This is a genomic window from Streptomyces sp. NPDC033136 (genome assembly GCF_055578235.1).
The window spans coordinates 1-15,098 of the sequence record NZ_JBVIPD010000009.1 but is presented as its reverse complement, the minus strand read 5'-3'; the positions used below and the strand labels follow the sequence as shown (position 1 = coordinate 15,098).

General features: G+C 70.6%; 12 protein-coding genes and 1 pseudogene. 8 read left to right on the top strand and 5 right to left on the bottom strand.

The genetic code is table 11. The annotated features are described in order from the left end of the window. From ACZ5TL_RS18530 to ACZ5TL_RS18520, 3 genes and pseudogenes are all read right to left on the bottom strand, one after another. Positions 1-2,667, bottom strand: a 2,667-nt coding sequence (locus tag ACZ5TL_RS18530; RefSeq protein WP_468591227.1) for a MinD/ParA family ATP-binding protein, incomplete at its 3' end; no start/stop codon positions are given. Positions 2,668-3,408: 741 nt separating this feature from the next. Beyond that, positions 3,409-3,522: pseudogene (locus ACZ5TL_RS18525) on the bottom strand (hypothetical protein); the annotation flags it as partial. Positions 3,523-3,952: 430 nt separating this feature from the next. Beyond that, complete coding sequence (locus tag ACZ5TL_RS18520) at positions 3,953-4,249, bottom strand: DUF397 domain-containing protein (protein WP_468590943.1); 297 nt, start codon at positions 4,247-4,249, stop codon at positions 3,953-3,955. A gap of 263 nt (positions 4,250-4,512) precedes the next feature. Here ACZ5TL_RS18520 and rpsO point away from each other — a divergent pair, with 263 nt between their 5' ends. From rpsO to ACZ5TL_RS18495, 5 genes are all read left to right on the top strand, one after another. Further along, positions 4,513-4,800, top strand: a complete 288-nt coding sequence (gene rpsO, locus ACZ5TL_RS18515; RefSeq protein ID WP_003993372.1) for a 30S ribosomal protein S15 — start codon at positions 4,513-4,515, stop codon at positions 4,798-4,800. 313 nt (positions 4,801-5,113) lie between these two features. Beyond that, positions 5,114-7,357 carry a polyribonucleotide nucleotidyltransferase gene (locus ACZ5TL_RS18510; RefSeq protein ID WP_468590941.1) on the top strand — a complete coding sequence of 748 codons (2,244 nt, stop codon included), beginning with the start codon at positions 5,114-5,116 and terminating at the stop codon, positions 7,355-7,357. After that, positions 7,354-8,733 (top strand): M16 family metallopeptidase, encoded by a 1,380-nt coding sequence (locus ACZ5TL_RS18505; protein WP_468590939.1) that lies wholly within the window; start codon positions 7,354-7,356, stop codon positions 8,731-8,733. Before ACZ5TL_RS18510 ends, ACZ5TL_RS18505 begins: the two co-directional genes overlap by 4 nt. 28 nt (positions 8,734-8,761) lie before the next feature. Beyond that, on the top strand, positions 8,762-9,514 hold the full coding sequence (dapB, locus tag ACZ5TL_RS18500) for a 4-hydroxy-tetrahydrodipicolinate reductase (protein ID WP_468590937.1): 753 nt from the start codon (positions 8,762-8,764) through the stop codon (positions 9,512-9,514). A 13-nt stretch (positions 9,515-9,527) separates the two neighbouring features. Next, on the top strand, positions 9,528-9,983 hold the full coding sequence (locus tag ACZ5TL_RS18495) for a tetratricopeptide repeat protein (protein ID WP_468590936.1): 456 nt from the start codon (positions 9,528-9,530) through the stop codon (positions 9,981-9,983). Between the two features lie 82 nt (positions 9,984-10,065). Here ACZ5TL_RS18495 and ACZ5TL_RS18490 read toward each other — a convergent pair whose 3' ends face one another. Together ACZ5TL_RS18490 and ACZ5TL_RS18485 are read right to left on the bottom strand one after the other, a co-directional pair. Beyond that, positions 10,066-10,620, bottom strand: a complete 555-nt coding sequence (locus ACZ5TL_RS18490; RefSeq protein WP_468590934.1) for a hypothetical protein — start codon at positions 10,618-10,620, stop codon at positions 10,066-10,068. A 110-nt stretch (positions 10,621-10,730) separates the two neighbouring features. Next, positions 10,731-10,970 (bottom strand): hypothetical protein, encoded by a 240-nt coding sequence (locus ACZ5TL_RS18485; protein ID WP_468590933.1) that lies wholly within the window; start codon positions 10,968-10,970, stop codon positions 10,731-10,733. Between the two features lie 177 nt (positions 10,971-11,147). Between ACZ5TL_RS18485 and thyX the strand changes: the two genes are divergently transcribed. The 3 genes from thyX (at position 11,148) to ACZ5TL_RS18470 (ending at position 14,840) form a co-directional block, all read left to right on the top strand. Beyond that, positions 11,148-11,888: an FAD-dependent thymidylate synthase gene (gene thyX / locus ACZ5TL_RS18480; RefSeq protein WP_468590932.1), complete on the top strand. Its 741-nt coding sequence runs from the start codon at positions 11,148-11,150 to the stop codon at positions 11,886-11,888. Between the two features lie 211 nt (positions 11,889-12,099). After that, positions 12,100-12,999, top strand: coding sequence for a 4-hydroxy-tetrahydrodipicolinate synthase (gene dapA, locus ACZ5TL_RS18475; RefSeq protein WP_468590931.1), 900 nt, complete (start codon positions 12,100-12,102; stop codon positions 12,997-12,999). A 155-nt stretch (positions 13,000-13,154) separates the two neighbouring features. Then, the gene (locus tag ACZ5TL_RS18470; protein ID WP_468590930.1) at positions 13,155-14,840 is read left to right on the top strand and encodes a ribonuclease J; all 1,686 of its coding nucleotides are present in this window, start codon (positions 13,155-13,157) and stop codon (positions 14,838-14,840) included. Positions 14,841-15,098 lie beyond the last annotated feature (258 nt).

Below are 15,098 nucleotides of genomic sequence, written 5' to 3'. Positions count from 1 at the left end.
CTGCGGGTAGGGCGGCTGCCCCGCAGTCTGCGGATACGGTTGCGGCTGTGGCTGTTGCGGGTACTGGCCGGGCTGGCCCGGGCCCTGCTGGCCGGGAACCGGTGGCTGTCCGGGGAAGGGCTGCTGCTGCCCGGGGTGCGGAGGCTGACCCGGGGTGTGCTGGCCGGGCAGCGGCGGGGCGGCGACCGGCGGCGGGTTGCCGTCGGAGGTCCACAGGCCGTGCGACTGCTGGTGACGGACGAAGTCCTCGGCGACCATCGCCGCGAGGTTGAAGTACGCCTCCCGCACCTTCGGCCGCATCATGTCGAGGTCGACCTCGGCACCGGCGGCGAGATGCTCGTCGAAGGGCACGACGATGACGCCCCGGCAGCGCGTCTCGAAGTGCGCCACGATGTCCTCGACCTTGATCATCTTGCCGGTCTCGCGCACCCCGGAGATGACGGTGAGGGACCGCGAGACGAGGTCGGCGTACCCGTGCGCGGACAGCCAGTCCAGGGTCGTGCTCGCGCTGCTCGCCCCGTCCACGGACGGGGTGGAGATGATGATGAGCTGGTCGGCGAGGTCCAGCACACCGCGCATGGCGCTGTAGAGCAGCCCGGTACCGGAGTCGGTGAGGATCACCGGGTACTGCTTGCCCAGCACGTCGATCGCGCGCCGGTAGTCCTCGTCGTTGAACGTCGTGGACACGGCCGGGTCGACGTCGTTGGCGATGATCTCCAGCCCCGACGGCGCCTGGGAGGTGAACCGGCGGATGTCCATGTACGAGTTGAGGTACGGGATCGCCTGCACCAGGTCACGGATGGTGGCCCCGGTCTCCCGCCGCACCCGGCGCCCGAGCGTGCCCGCGTCCGGGTTGGCGTCGATCGCGAGGATCTTGTCCTGCCGCTCGGTGGCGAGCGTGGAGCCGAGCGCGGTGGTCGTGGTCGTCTTGCCGACACCACCCTTGAGGCTGATCACCGCGATCCGGTAGCAGGAGAGCACGGGCGTGCGGATCAGATCGAGCTTCCGCTGCCGCTCGGCCTCCTCCTTCTTCCCGCCGATCTTGAACCGGCCACCGCCGGCCGCGGGACGGCTGCTCTTCGCCTTCTGCTTCTTGCTGTTGAGCAGCCGGTCGGACGACAGCTCCACGGCAGCGGTGTAACCGAGCGGTGCGGCCCCGGGGTTGGTCGGCTGCCGCTGGTCGTGCTGCATGGGCTGCGGCCAGGCGGCACCGGTACGGGGGTCGACGGGCTGCTGCGGCTGCCCGGGCTGCCCGGGCTGTGCGCCCTGGGCGGGGTGCGGGGGCTGGGCCTGCGGGGGTACGCCGGGCTGGCCCTGCGCCGGAGGCTGGGCCGGCGCCTGCTGCGCGGGCGGCTGGGGGAAGCCGTATCCGCCTTGGGCGTTGGGGGTGCCGGGGTGGGGGAAGCCGTATCCGGCCTGGGGGTTGGGTGCGGCCGGGGCGGGAGCCGGAGCTGGGGTGGGAGTGCCGGGCTGCTGGGTTCCGGGCTGGGGGAAGCCGTAGCCGTCCTGCGGGTGGGGTGTGGGAGCAGGGGTGGGTGGGGTGTCGGGCTGCTGGGCCGGTGCGCTGGGGTAGGGGAAGCCGTAGGCGCCCGGGGCGTTCGGTGCGGCCGGGGCGGGAGCGCCCTGCTGCGGGAAGCCGTAGCCGCCGGGCTGCGGTGCGGGCTGGGCGGGCGGCTGGTTCGGCGGCGTGGGCGCGACCGGCTGGTTCCAGGTGGCGGGCGCGGGCTGCGGCGCCTGCGGCTGGAACGGCGGCTGCTGGGCCGGCAGCGACGGCTGCGGCGGCACCGGCGGCTGCCCCTGCGCGGCCTGCGGCTGCGGCTGCGCGTTCGGATCGGCGGGCTGTGCCTGCGGCTGCTGCTGCGGCTGGGCGGGCCACTGGCTCGCCGGTGCCGGGGCGGCCGGCTGGTACGACGGCGGCAGCGGCGGCACGCCCTGTGGGGTCGGGGGAGTCCAGGCCGGCTGGGCGTCGGACACGCCCGGCGTGGGGGCATTCTGCGGAGCGCTGTCCTCGGGGGAGGCAGCGGAGTCGGCGGGCACGGCGTCCGAGGGCACTGCATCGGCGGGCCCGGCGCTGACGGGCGGGGCATCCGCGGGCGGGGTGTCGGCGAGTGGGGTGTCGGCGGGCTGGGCGTTGTCCAACTGCTCGTCGCCGGGCTGCGCCTGGGCAGCAGCCTGGGCGTCGTCCGGCTGCGCGTCGTCCGGCCCGGGAGCGGCAGGGGCCTCGTCCGCGGTCACCGCATCCGCGGGCACTGCGTCCACCGGCGTCTCGGGTGTCTCGGGCGTCTCCGGCGCGGAGACCGCGTCCTGAAGTGCGTCCTCCTGGGGCACGGCATCGTCGGCCTCCGCCGCGGAAACCGCCACAGGATCCACAACCTCGGCCTCGCCGCCCTCGGAAGCAGGGGCATCATCCCCACCGGACACGTCACCCGCGTCCGCCCCCGCAGGGGCATCCTCGTCGGTGTCGGAGGGCGCACCCTCGACGTCACCGCCGGAGTCTTCGCCCGGCTCGGGTTCTTCGGTCGCGCCAGAAGCGACCGAGTCGACGGAGCCGTCTTCGTCCTGGCCCCTGCCTTCGACCTGGCCCTCGTCCGTCGATTCCAGCCGCGCCTCATCCGCAGCCGCGCGCTCCGCGATCTCCCGCTTCAGGGCGACGGCGGAAAAGCGCATGGTGGCACCGCTGTCCAGATCACCGTTGCCCGGCTCCGCTTCCTCAGCAGCCGAAGCAGCCGAAGCAGCCGCCGGAACAGCCGGAACAGCCGAAGCAGCCGGACCGGCCGGAGCCTCAGGAGCAGCCTCGGGTGTGGCCGACGGCGTCCACTGCGCCTGATATCCCCCGACGGGGATGTTCGGCACGGCCGTAGGAGAGGCCGCGGGCGCCTCGGACGCAGGCACCTCGGACTGCCCCTGGGACGGCGCCCCCGGCTGCGCCCCCTGAGGCTCGAAACCGCTCCCCATCGGCAGCCTGGGCACGGCGGACGGCCCGCCGCCGGACGGCGCGGGCGGTGCGGGCGGCGCGAAGGGCGTACCCGGCGCGGGCGCCGGAGGCGTGAACGGAGCGCCAGGAGCGGGCGGCGGCGCGGGCGGAGTGAAAGGCGCCCCGGGCGCCGGAGCCGGCGCTGAGCCCTGCCCCGGAGTGGACGACGGAAGTGTCGAAGGAAGGGACGACGCCCCACCGGAAGGATTGGCGTGCGGGGGCGGAGTGAGCCCCGGCAGCGGCGGCACCGGACCCCTCGGCGCCCCGGAACCCCCGGGGCCCGCGGGCCCCCCGGCCCCTCCAGAACCCGCAGGCGCCCCGGACGCACTGGACTCCTCGGACGCCCCCGCACCCTGCCCCGAGCTCGAACTCCCCGAGGCGTTCTGCGTGTACCAGGCGGGCGGCGCGTAGTCGATGGTGAACTCGCCCGTCACCTCTGCTGCGGACTCCGCGTCGGGCTGGTCATCGCCGGGTGTGGCCCAGCCCCCGCGGATCCCGTCCCGATCGCTGCTCACAGTGTTCCTCCTGGTGTGGTCGAGCACCCTCATGCCGTGCTGGGGCGACCCTTGCTTGTCGTCCGACATCGTGCGAAGTCGTTTGTCGCGTATCGAGGTCGTCCGAGGCAGTCCGATCCACAGGCTCCCCCGCTTCCCCCTGGGACGCCGACGCCTACCACGGGTTCTGACGGCGCGCCCCGTCCCAGCCTAATCACCACAAGCCCCGCCCCGGCAGGCCCGTCCACCCCCGAGGGCCTGTCCGCCGCGTCACAACCTGCCCGGAAGCTGCCCGGAAGTGACGTACACAGCACACACTTTGGTGAACAAACAGGGCGATAAGCGTGAAGAACCGCGAACCGCCTTGCCGCACAGCCGCCTTGGGGTCGGTTGAGGTCATCAAGACGGCCGCCTCGGTGCCGGAAGAAGAGTGACGAGGGGCGAGCCGGATCACCGGCTCGCCCCTCAACACCCACCGCGACATCTACTGCCCTGCGGCGGACTTCCCGTCGTGCGCCCCCGGCTCCAGATCGAACTCCCCGTCCCGCGCCCCCAGCACGAACGCCCGCCACTCGGCCTCCGTGTAGCGCAGCACCGTGTCCGGGTCGAGCGAGGACCGCATCGCCACGGCCCCCTCGGGCAGATAGGCGATCTCGACCCGCTCCTCGTGCTCCTCGGTGCCCGGTGCGCTGTGCCACTCGACACCGGAGATGTCGAGGGCGTAGAGCTCGTCCCGCTCCCGCTCCTTGCGTGCCTTGATCTCCTCAGCCGTCTCCGCCATGCCGCAGCGACCCCTTCCCGACGTACGATCCGACTTGGCTCACCCTAGTGGCCCCCTCGGGTCCCGCCGGGATCTTCGGAGACCAGGGCAAAGACGCCCCCGACCGCCTGGTACCCTGGTCGACGGCCGTTTGTGTACGCACCCCCGGAGCCCACCGCTCTGGAGGCCGCGCCCAGCGGATCCCCGCCTTCCGAGTCATGGAAGCTCCCCCGAGACACAGACCGGGGGCACTCGGTGGCCATTGCAGACTACGAGGAGTACGCGTGCCGCTCGACGCCGCTACGAAGAAGCAGATCATCACCGAGTTCGGCCAGAAGGAGGGCGACACCGGCTCCCCCGAGGTCCAGGTCGCCATGCTCTCGCGTCGGATCTCCGACCTGACCGAGCACCTCAAGACCCACAAGCACGACCACCACTCCCGCCGTGGCCTGCTGATCCTGGTCGGTCAGCGCCGCCGGCTGCTGCAGTACCTGGCGAAGAAGGACATCCAGCGCTTCCGTGCGCTGGTCGACCGCCTCGGCATCCGCCGTGGTGCGGCGGGCGCCAAGTAGGACGCCGTGCAGGGAGCGGACCCCGGACGAAAGGGGACCGCTCCCTTTGCTGTACGTGCGGAGTGTCACCCCTGCTTTGTAGTGTGGTAGCACAACGCAATACGGACGACGTAGCACAACGCAATACGGACGACACAGCACGACAAGAAGAGGAGAAGCGCACCTAGCCGCCGCCGGTCCTCGGTAGTGGCCCCCGGGGGAAGTGAGCCCCGGGTGCTTCGATCGAAGACCGGCCCGCACAGCCCGGCGCGCTTCTCCGCAACCGTCTCCCCGCCACACGGGCGGTGGAGACGAGGACGAGGAGAAAACGCTAGTGGAGAACGAGACCCACTACGCCGAGGCCGTCATCGACAATGGCGCCTTCGGCACCCGCACCATCCGCTTCGAGACGGGCCGGCTGGCCAAGCAGGCCGCCGGCTCCGCCGTGGCGTACCTGGACGACGACACCATGGTGCTGTCGGCCACCACCGCCTCCAAGAACCCCAAGGACCAGCTCGACTTCTTCCCCCTCACGGTGGACGTCGAGGAGCGGATGTACGCCGCCGGCAAGATCCCCGGCAGCTTCTTCCGCCGTGAGGGCCGTCCCTCCGAGGACGCGATCCTCACCTGCCGCCTGATCGACCGCCCGCTGCGCCCGTCCTTCAAGAAGGGCCTGCGCAACGAGATCCAGGTCGTGGCCACGATCATGGCGCTCAACCCCGACCACCTGTACGACGTCGTCGCGATCAACGCGGCCTCGGCGTCCACGCAGCTGGCCGGCCTGCCCTTCTCCGGCCCGATCGGCGGCGTCCGCGTCGCGCTGATCCGCGGCCAGTGGGTGGCCTTCCCGACGCACACCGAGCTCGAGGACGCCGTGTTCGACATGGTCGTCGCGGGCCGTGTCCTGGAGGACGGCGACGTCGCGATCATGATGGTCGAGGCCGAGGCCACCGAGAAGACCATCAAGCTGGTCGAGGGCGGCGCCGAGGCGCCGACCGAGGAGGTCGTCGCGGCCGGTCTGGACGCCGCGAAGCCCTTCATCAAGGTGCTCTGCAAGGCCCAGTCGGACCTCGCCTCCAAGGCCGCCAAGCCGACCGGCGAGTTCCCGATCTTCCTCGACTACCAGGACGACGTCCTGGAGGCGCTCACCGCCGCCGTCAAGCCCGAGCTCGCCCAGGCGCTCACCATCGCCGCCAAGCAGGAGCGCGAGGCCGAGCTGGACCGCGTCAAGCAGCTCGCCGCCGAGAAGCTCCTGCCGGAGTTCGAGGGCCGCGAGAAGGAGATCTCCGCCGCGTACCGCTCGCTGACCAAGACCCTGGTCCGGGAGCGCGTCATCAAGGAGAAGAAGCGCATCGACGGCCGCGGTGTCACCGACATCCGCACCCTGGCCGCCGAGGTCGAGGCCATCCCGCGGGTCCACGGCTCCGCGGTGTTCGAGCGTGGCGAGACCCAGATCCTGGGCGTCACCACCCTGAACATGCTCCGCATGGAGCAACAGCTGGACACCCTCTCCCCGGTGACCCGCAAGCGCTACATGCACAACTACAACTTCCCGCCGTACTCCACCGGCGAGACCGGCCGCGTCGGCTCCCCGAAGCGCCGCGAGATCGGCCACGGCGCCCTCGCCGAGCGCGCCCTGGTCCCGGTCCTGCCGGCGCGCGAGGAGTTCCCCTACGCCATCCGCCAGGTCTCCGAGGCGCTCAGCTCGAACGGCTCGACCTCCATGGGCTCGGTCTGCGCCTCCACCATGTCGCTGCTGAACGCCGGTGTGCCGCTGAAGGCACCCGTCGCCGGTATCGCCATGGGCCTGATCTCCCAGGAGATCGAGGGCGAGACGCACTACGTCACCCTCACCGACATCCTCGGTGCGGAGGACGCCTTCGGTGACATGGACTTCAAGGTCGCCGGCACCAAGGACTTCGTGACCGCCCTCCAGCTCGACACCAAGCTGGACGGCATCCCGGCCTCCGTCCTGGCCGCCGCCCTGAAGCAGGCCCGTGACGCCCGCCTCCACATCCTCGACGTGATGATGGAAGCGATCGACACCCCGGACGAGATGTCCCCGAACGCGCCGCGGATCATCACCGTGAAGATCCCGGTCGACAAGATCGGCGAGGTCATCGGCCCCAAGGGCAAGATGATCAACCAGATCCAGGAGGACACCGGCGCCGACATCACGATCGAGGACGACGGCACGATCTACATCGGTGCCGCCGACGGCCCCTCCGCCGAGGCCGCCCGCGCCACGATCAACGGCATCGCCAACCCGACGATGCCCGAGGTCGGCGAGCGCTACCTGGGCACGGTCGTGAAGACGACCACGTTCGGCGCGTTCGTCTCCCTGCTGCCCGGCAAGGACGGTCTGCTGCACATCTCGCAGATCCGCAAGCTGGCCGGCGGCAAGCGCGTGGAGAACGTCGAGGACGTCCTCGGCGTGGGCGCCAAGGTCCAGGTCGAGATCGCCGAGATCGACTCCCGCGGCAAGCTCTCCCTGATCCCCGTGATCGAGGGCGAGGCCGAGTCCAGCAGCGGCTCCGCCGCCGGCTCCGACGACAAGAAGGACGACGCCGAGCAGTGACGTCCCGTGGCTCCAAGGCGACGGCCCGCACCTCTTCGGAGGCGCGGGCCGTCGCCCGTACCCAAACCCTCATCAAGGGCCAGAACGGCATCGGCACGGTCCGCAAGACCACCCTCCCCGGTGGCCTGCGCATCGTCACCGAGACCCTGCCCTCGGTCCGCTCCGCCACGTTCGGCATCTGGGCGCACGTCGGCTCCCGCGACGAGACCCCCGCGCTGAACGGCGCCACCCACTACCTGGAGCACCTGCTCTTCAAGGGAACGAACCGCAGGTCCGCCCTGGACATCTCCTCCGCCATCGACGCGGTCGGCGGCGAGATGAACGCGTTCACGGCGAAGGAGTACACGTGCTACTACGCACGCGTCCTCGACACCGACCTGCCGCTGGCCATCGACGTCGTCTGCGACATGCTGACGGGCTCCCTCATCCTCGAAGAGGACGTCAACGTCGAGCGGGGCGCCATCCTCGAAGAGATCGCCATGACCGAGGACGACCCGGGCGACTGCGTGCACGACCTCTTCGCGCACACGATGTTCGGCGACAACCCCCTCGGCCGCCCGGTCCTCGGCACGGTCGACACGGTCAACGCCCTCACCGCCGACCGCATCCGCCGCTTCTACAGGAAGCACTACGACCCGACCCACCTGGTCGTCGCCTGCGCCGGCAACATCGACCACGCCAAGGTCGTGCGGCAGGTCCGCGCCGCCTTCGACAAGGCCGGTGCCTTCAAGGACCTCGCCGCCGAGCCCGTCGCCCCGCGCGGCGGCAAGCGCGCCCTGCGCACCGCGGGCCGCCTCGAACTGGTCGACCGCAAGACCGAGCAGGCGCACGTCGTGCTCGGTATGCCGGGCCTGTCCCGCACGGACGAGCGGCGCTGGGCCCTGGGCGTGCTGAACACGGCCCTCGGCGGCGGTATGTCCTCCCGCCTCTTCCAGGAGGTCCGCGAGAAGCGCGGCCTGGCCTACAGCGTGTACTCGTACACCTCGGGCTTCGCCGACTGCGGCCTGTTCGGGGTGTACGCGGGCTGCAGGCCGTCGCAGGTGCACGACGTGCTGAAGATCTGCCGCGACGAACTCGACCACGTCGCCGAGCACGGCCTCTCCGACGACGAGATAGGGCGCGCGATCGGCCAGCTCCAGGGGTCCACGGTCCTCGGCCTGGAGGACACCGGCGCGCTGATGAACCGTATCGGCAAGAGCGAGCTGTGCTGGGGCGAGCAGATGTCCGTCGACGACATGCTGTCCCGGATAGCGTCGGTCACCCCGGACGATGTCCGCGAGGTCGCCCGCGAGATCCTGGGACGGCAGCCCTCCCTGTCGGTCATCGGCCCGCTGAAGGACAAACAGGCGACCCGCCTCAACGACGCCATCGCCTGACAAACCCCTGGTGAAAGAAGCACAAGAGATGAGCAAGCTGCGCGTGGCGGTCCTCGGCGCCAAGGGCCGAATCGGCTCGGAAGCCGTCCGGGCCGTCGAAGCCGCCGAGGACATGGAACTGGTCGCGGCCCTCGGCCGGGGCGACAAGCTGGAGACGCTGACCGAATCCGGCGCCCAGGTCGCGGTCGAACTGACCACGCCCGACTCGGTCATGGCCAACCTCGACTACTGCGTCGGCCACGGCATCCACGCGGTCGTCGGCACCACCGGCTGGACCGACGAGCGCCTCGCGCAGCTGACGGGCCGGCTGGAGCAGTCCCCGGAGACGGGCGTGCTCATCGCTCCGAACTTCTCCATCGGGGCCGTCCTCACCATGAAGTTCGCGCAGATCGCCGCCCCGTACTTCGAGTCCGTCGAGGTCGTCGAGCTGCACCACCCGAACAAGGTGGACGCCCCCTCCGGCACCGCCACGCGCACCGCCCAGCTCATCGCCGAGGCCCGCCGCACCGCCGGCACCGCCCCGGCCCCCGACGCCACGGCCACCGCCCTGGACGGTGCCCGCGGCGCCGATGTCGATGGCGTTCCGGTCCACGCGGTCCGGCTGCGCGGCCTGCTCGCCCACCAGGAGGTCCTGCTCGGCGCCGAGGGCGAGACCCTGACGGTCCGGCACGACTCGCTCCACCACAGCAGCTTCATGCCGGGCATCCTGCTCGGCGTCCGCCGCGTGGTGAGCACCCCGGGCCTGACCTTCGGCCTGGAACACTTCCTGGACCTGAACTGAGCCGCTGACCGTCATGCGCGCGAAGCTCACCTACGCCCTCACGGCCGCCGCCCTGCTCGTCTACTTCCTCCTGGTCGGCAGCCGCGGTGTGCTGCTCATCGAGAGCGGCACACCCCTCACCGTCACCTTCGGCGTCGCGGTGCTGATCCTGCCGGTCATCGGCCTGTGGTTCCTGTGGAAGAACACCCAGTTCGTCCGCAGGGCCAACGCCCTCGCCGCCGAACTCGACGCCGAGGGCGGCCTGCCCGTCGACGACCTGAAACGCACCCCCAGCGGGCGTATCGACCGGGACTCGGCCGACGAGGTCTTCGCCCGGCGCAAGGCCGAGACGGAGGCCGCCCCCGAGGACTGGCGCACCTGGTTCCGCCTCGCCGTCGCCTACCACGACGCCCGCGACACCCCGCGCGCCCGCAAGGCGATGCAACGCGCGATCGCCCTGCACGACGGCAAGCAGCCCGAAGCCGCCTGAACCGCACCCCGCTCATGCCGCAGGGGCCGGACCGCGAACGGTCCGGCCCCTGCGGCATGTAATTCCGGGGCTCCCGGGGACGTCAGTGCGGCCGGTACTCGTCGGCCCAGGCCTCCACCGAGTCGGCCGCCCGGTCGAAGGCCTCCGTCCGGCCCAGGAAGTCCGCGTTGTGTGTGGTCAGCAGCGCCGGCCCGCCGTCGGGCGACTGCCCCCGCCGGACGACCAGCAGCGCCTGACCCTGCACCGTCCGGGGCAGCCCCAGCCAGCGCACCGGCTGCTGCACCGTGCGGACGGAGGCGACCTGCCCCCAGGGCGCCGTACGGGTCATGAAGAAGCCCACGTGCCGCAGCCCGAGGGCGCTCACCCACACGCCCACGCGCAGCAGTCGCAGCGCTCCGGCGATGACGAGCAGCGCGAGGCCGAACACCACCGCGGCCGAGGTCAGTTCGGCCGTCACCGCGATGATGACCGCCGCGAACAGCACGAACGAGGCGAGCAGCAGCGCCAGGGCCGCCGCTCCCACCCGCCAGGGCCCGGGCCGGTACGGCCGCCGCCAGCGGTCACGGTCGTCATAAGGGAGCGGCACGTCGTCCGCCGCCTCGAAAACGCGGTCGGCCGTCAGGAAGGGCAGGGGCACGGCGGGTCCTCACTCGATCCATGCGTGGGCTGTGCCCGGTGAGGCTACCGATCTGTGTCCCCGGTCACCACTGGCGGGGGCCGGATGGAGTCAGGGCCGGCCCGGGTGCTTCAGCGCCTCTCGGACGCCTGCGACTGCTGAGGCTGACCGGCCGTGTGGTCGGGCGTCAGCGCGGGCGTCCCGATGACCAGGGACCCCGCGAGCCCCGCCACGATGGTGAGTCCCAGCAGCCAGCGGCCGGCCCTCTCGCCGACGGACAGCCGCTCACGCGGTGGGGGAGTGACATTGCTGCGGAACCTGTCGGCCTCGGCGACGAAGGCAAACGGTACGGGTTCACGCCGACCGAACATCAGGGGTGCGTCTCCCTTCAGGGGTGGAACGGATCACTTTCGTCTGTAGAGACGAACGAACTCCCTCAGAGGTGCCCTGTTTCACCGACTTCATTGCGGCACGCCACCGATCGCGCTGATTTCGCCGGGCCGTAGAGTGGCGTCGCCACACGACGAGATGGGAAGGCCCTGCCAACCGTGACCGACACCCCCGCCGACGACCCCAAGCCCAGCTACCGCAGCGACGTCACCGTCGAGCTGGTCAAGCACACCGCGTCCGACGCGGACGTCCTCTTCGCCGCCCGCGTCTCGACCCTCGGCGAGCAGTCCCTGGAAGAGCTGGACAAGGACCCCGAGCGTTCCAAGGGCCTGATCAACTACCTGATGCGGGACCGGCACGGCAGCCCCTTCGAGCACAACTCGATGACCTTCCTAATCAGCGCCCCGATCTTCGTCTTCCGCGAGTTCATGCGGCACCGCGTCGGCTGGTCGTACAACGAGGAGAGCGGCCGCTACCGCGAGCTCCAGCCGGTCTTCTACGTCCCCGACGAGTCCCGCAAGCTCGTCCAGGAGGGCCGCCCGGGCAAGTACGTCTTCGTCGAGGGCACCCAGGCCCAGCAGGAACTGGTCGGCCGCGTGATGGAGGACTCCTACCGGCAGGCGTACGAGGCCTACCAGGAGATGCTCGCCGCCGGCGTCGCCCGCGAGGTGGCCCGCGCGGTCCTCCCGGTCGGCCTGTACTCCTCGATGTACGCCACCTGCAACGCCCGCTCCCTGATGCACTTCCTCGGCCTGCGCACCCAGCACGAGCTGGCCAGGGTCCCGTCCTTCCCGCAGCGCGAGATCGAGATGGTCGGCGAGAAGCTGGAGGCCGAGTGGGCCCGGCTCATGCCGCTCACGTACGCCGCCTTCAACGCGAACGGACGCGTGGCGCCGTAGCGCGCGCCGGTTCCCCGATCAGGTACAGATGTACGGTTCAGCCGGGCGAAGTGTCCGTATTGCGGCATTTGGTTAAGTTCATCTAGCCTGATCAAACGGGTCCGGCACTGCTTGAACCCCCGAGCAGGCAGTGCCGGGCTCCACCTTTGTCACGACTTGTCGCCTGCCCCGAGGGCAGACCCGGTCCTGAGCAACGAGTAGCGTGTAACCCATGGCTCCGACCTCGACTCCGCAGACCCCCTTCGGGCGGGTCCTCACCGCCATGGTCACGCCCTTCAGGGCGGACGGCGCACTCGACCTCGACGGCGCGCAGCGACTCGCCACCCACCTGGTGGACGCAGGCAACGACGGCCTGATCATCAACGGCACCACCGGCGAGTCCCCGACCACCAGCGACGCGGAGAAAGCCGATCTCGTACGGGCGGTGCTCGAGGCCGTCGGAGACCGCGCCCACATCGTGGCCGGAGTCGGCACCAACGACACCCACCACAGCATGGAGCTCGCCCGCGCGGCGGAGCGCACCGGCGCCCACGGCCTGCTCGTCGTGACTCCGTACTACAACAAGCCCCCGCAGGAGGGCCTCTACCGGCACTTCACGGCCGTCGCCGACGCGACCGGCCTGCCGGTCATGCTCTACGACATCCCCGGCCGCAGCGGCGTCCCGATCAACACGGAGACGCTCGTCCGCCTCGCCGACCACCCGCGCATCGTCGCCAACAAGGACGCCAAGGGCGACCTCGGCCGCGCCAGCTGGGCCATCGCCCGCTCCGGCCTCGCCTGGTACTCCGGCGATGACATGCTGAACCTGCCCCTGCTCTCGGTGGGCGCGGTCGGCTTCGTCTCGGTCGTCGGCCACGTGGTCACCCCCGAGCTGCGCGCCCTGGTCGAGGCGTACACCTCGGGCGACGTCCAGAAGGCCACCGAGATCCACCAGAAGCTGCTCGCCGTCTACACGGGCATGTTCCGCACCCAGGGCGTGATGACGACCAAGGCGGCGCTCGCCCTCAAGGGACTCCCCGGGGGACCCCTGCGCGCCCCCATGGTCGAATGCGCGCCCGAGGAGATCGAGCAACTCAAGATCGATCTTGCCGCCGGCGGGGTACAGCTCTGACACCTGACTTCGCGCGGCCCCCGCGCACCTGCTTCACAACTGAATAGGCGGGCCACCGGTGCCCGCACCACTCCACACGACAACTGCTTCTGCACGAACGTCATGCGCGCCACGTGCCCTACCGGTACGTGGCGCGCGTGGTTGAGGAGAGTCTTTTGAGTCATCCGCACCCCGAACTCAGCCCGCCCCCGCCGCTCCCCGAAGGCGGCCTGCGGATCACCCCACTCGGCGGCCTCGGCGAGATCGGCCGGAACATGACGGTCTTCGAGTACGGCGGCCGCCTGCTGATCGTCGACTGCGGAGTGCTCTTCCCCGAGGAGGAGCAGCCCGGAATCGACCTGATCCTGCCAGACTTCTCGTCCATCAGGGACCGCCTGGACGATATCGAGGGCATCGTCCTCACGCATGGTCACGAGGACCACATCGGCGGCGTCCCCTACCTCCTGCGCGAGAAGCCGGACATCCCGCTGATCGGCTCCAAGCTGACCCTCGCCCTCATCGAGGCCAAGCTCCAGGAGCACCGCATCCGCCCGTACACCCTCGAGGTGGCGGAAGGGCACCGCGAGCGCATCGGCCCCTTCGACTGCGAGTTCATCGCGGTCAACCACTCCATCCCGGACGCGTTGGCCGTGGCCATCCGCACCCCGGCGGGCATGGTGGTCCACACCGGCGACTTCAAGATGGACCAGCTCCCGCTGGACAGCCGTCTCACGGACCTCCACGCCTTCGCACGCCTGAGCGAGGAGGGCATCGACCTCCTCCTCTCGGACTCGACGAACGCCGAGGTCCCGGGGTTCGTCCCGCCCGAGCGGGAGATCTCCAACGTCCTGCGGCAGGTCTTCGCCGGCGCCCGCAAGCGCATCATCGTCGCGAGCTTCGCCAGCCACGTGCACCGCATCCAGCAGATCCTGGACGCGGCGCACGAGTACGGCCGCCGGGTAGCCTTCGTCGGGCGCTCCATGGTCCGCAACATGGGCATCGCCCGCGACCTGGGCTACCTGAAGGTCCCACCGGGCCTGGTCGTGGACGTCAAGACGCTCGACGACCTCCCGGACAGCGAGGTGGTCCTGGTCTGTACGGGCTCCCAGGGCGAGCCGATGGCGGCCCTGTCCCGCATGGCCAACCGCGACCACCAGATCCGCATCGTCCAGGGCGACACGGTGATCCTGGCGTCGTCCCTGATCCCCGGCAACGAGAACGCGGTCTACCGCGTGATCAACGGCCTCACCCGCTGGGGCGCCCACGTGGTCCACAAGGGCAACGCCAAGGTCCACGTCTCCGGCCACGCGTCCGCGGGCGAACTGCTGTACTTCTACAACATCTGCCGCCCGAAGAACCTGATGCCGGTGCACGGTGAATGGCGCCACCTGCGCGCCAACGCCGAACTGGGTGCCCTGACCGGCGTCCCGCACGACCGCATCGTCATCGCCGAGGACGGCGTCGCCGTCGACCTGCTCGAAGGCGAGGCGAAGATCTCCGGCAAGGTCCAGGCGGGCTACGTCTACGTCGACGGCCTCTCCGTCGGCGACGTGGGCGAGCCTGCTCTGAAGGACCGCAGGATCCTCGGCGACGAGGGCATCATCTCGGTCTTCGTGGTCATCGACTCGTCCACCGGGAAGATCACCGGTGGCCCGCACATCCAGGCCCGAGGCTCCGGCATCGAGGACTCCGCCTTCGGTGAGGTGGCCCCGAGGATCACGGAGGTACTCGAACGCTCCGCGCAGGACGGCGTGGTCGAACCCCACCAACTCCAGCAGCTGGTGCGCCGCACGCTGGGCAAGTGGGTGTCCGACACCTACCGGCGCCGGCCGATGATTCTGCCTGTGGTGGTGGAGGTCTGACGGGCCGTCGGGCCTGAGGACGGGTCAACTGGGAGCGGGGCGCCTCGATTTGCATCGGGGCGCCCCGCTCCAGTAGGTTTACAACTCCTCCCGACGGGGCACCCGGGCCAACTCAGGCACCAAGGACCATGTCCGGTCGGCGAGGGAAATCCGACTCAGAAAGCTCTGATAAAGTCGGAACCGCCGGAAAGGGAAACGCGGAAGCGGAAACCTGGAAAGCGCCGAGGAAATCGGATCGGAAAAGGGTCTGATAGAGTC

Bases quoted from the DNA above. Each gene is read 5' to 3' on its own strand.
- ACZ5TL_RS18485 (WP_468590933.1), bottom strand. From the start codon at position 10,970: ATGTTCGGTCGGCGTGAACCCGTACCGTTTGCCTTCGTCGCCGAGGCC.
- dapB (WP_468590937.1), top strand. From the start codon at position 8,762: ATGAGCAAGCTGCGCGTGGCGGTCCTCGGCGCCAAGGGCCGAATCGGC.
- dapA (WP_468590931.1), top strand. From the start codon at position 12,100: ATGGCTCCGACCTCGACTCCGCAGACCCCCTTCGGGCGGGTCCTCACC.
- ACZ5TL_RS18495 (WP_468590936.1), top strand. From the start codon at position 9,528: ATGCGCGCGAAGCTCACCTACGCCCTCACGGCCGCCGCCCTGCTCGTC.
- ACZ5TL_RS18520 (WP_468590943.1), bottom strand. From the start codon at position 4,249: ATGGCGGAGACGGCTGAGGAGATCAAGGCACGCAAGGAGCGGGAGCGG.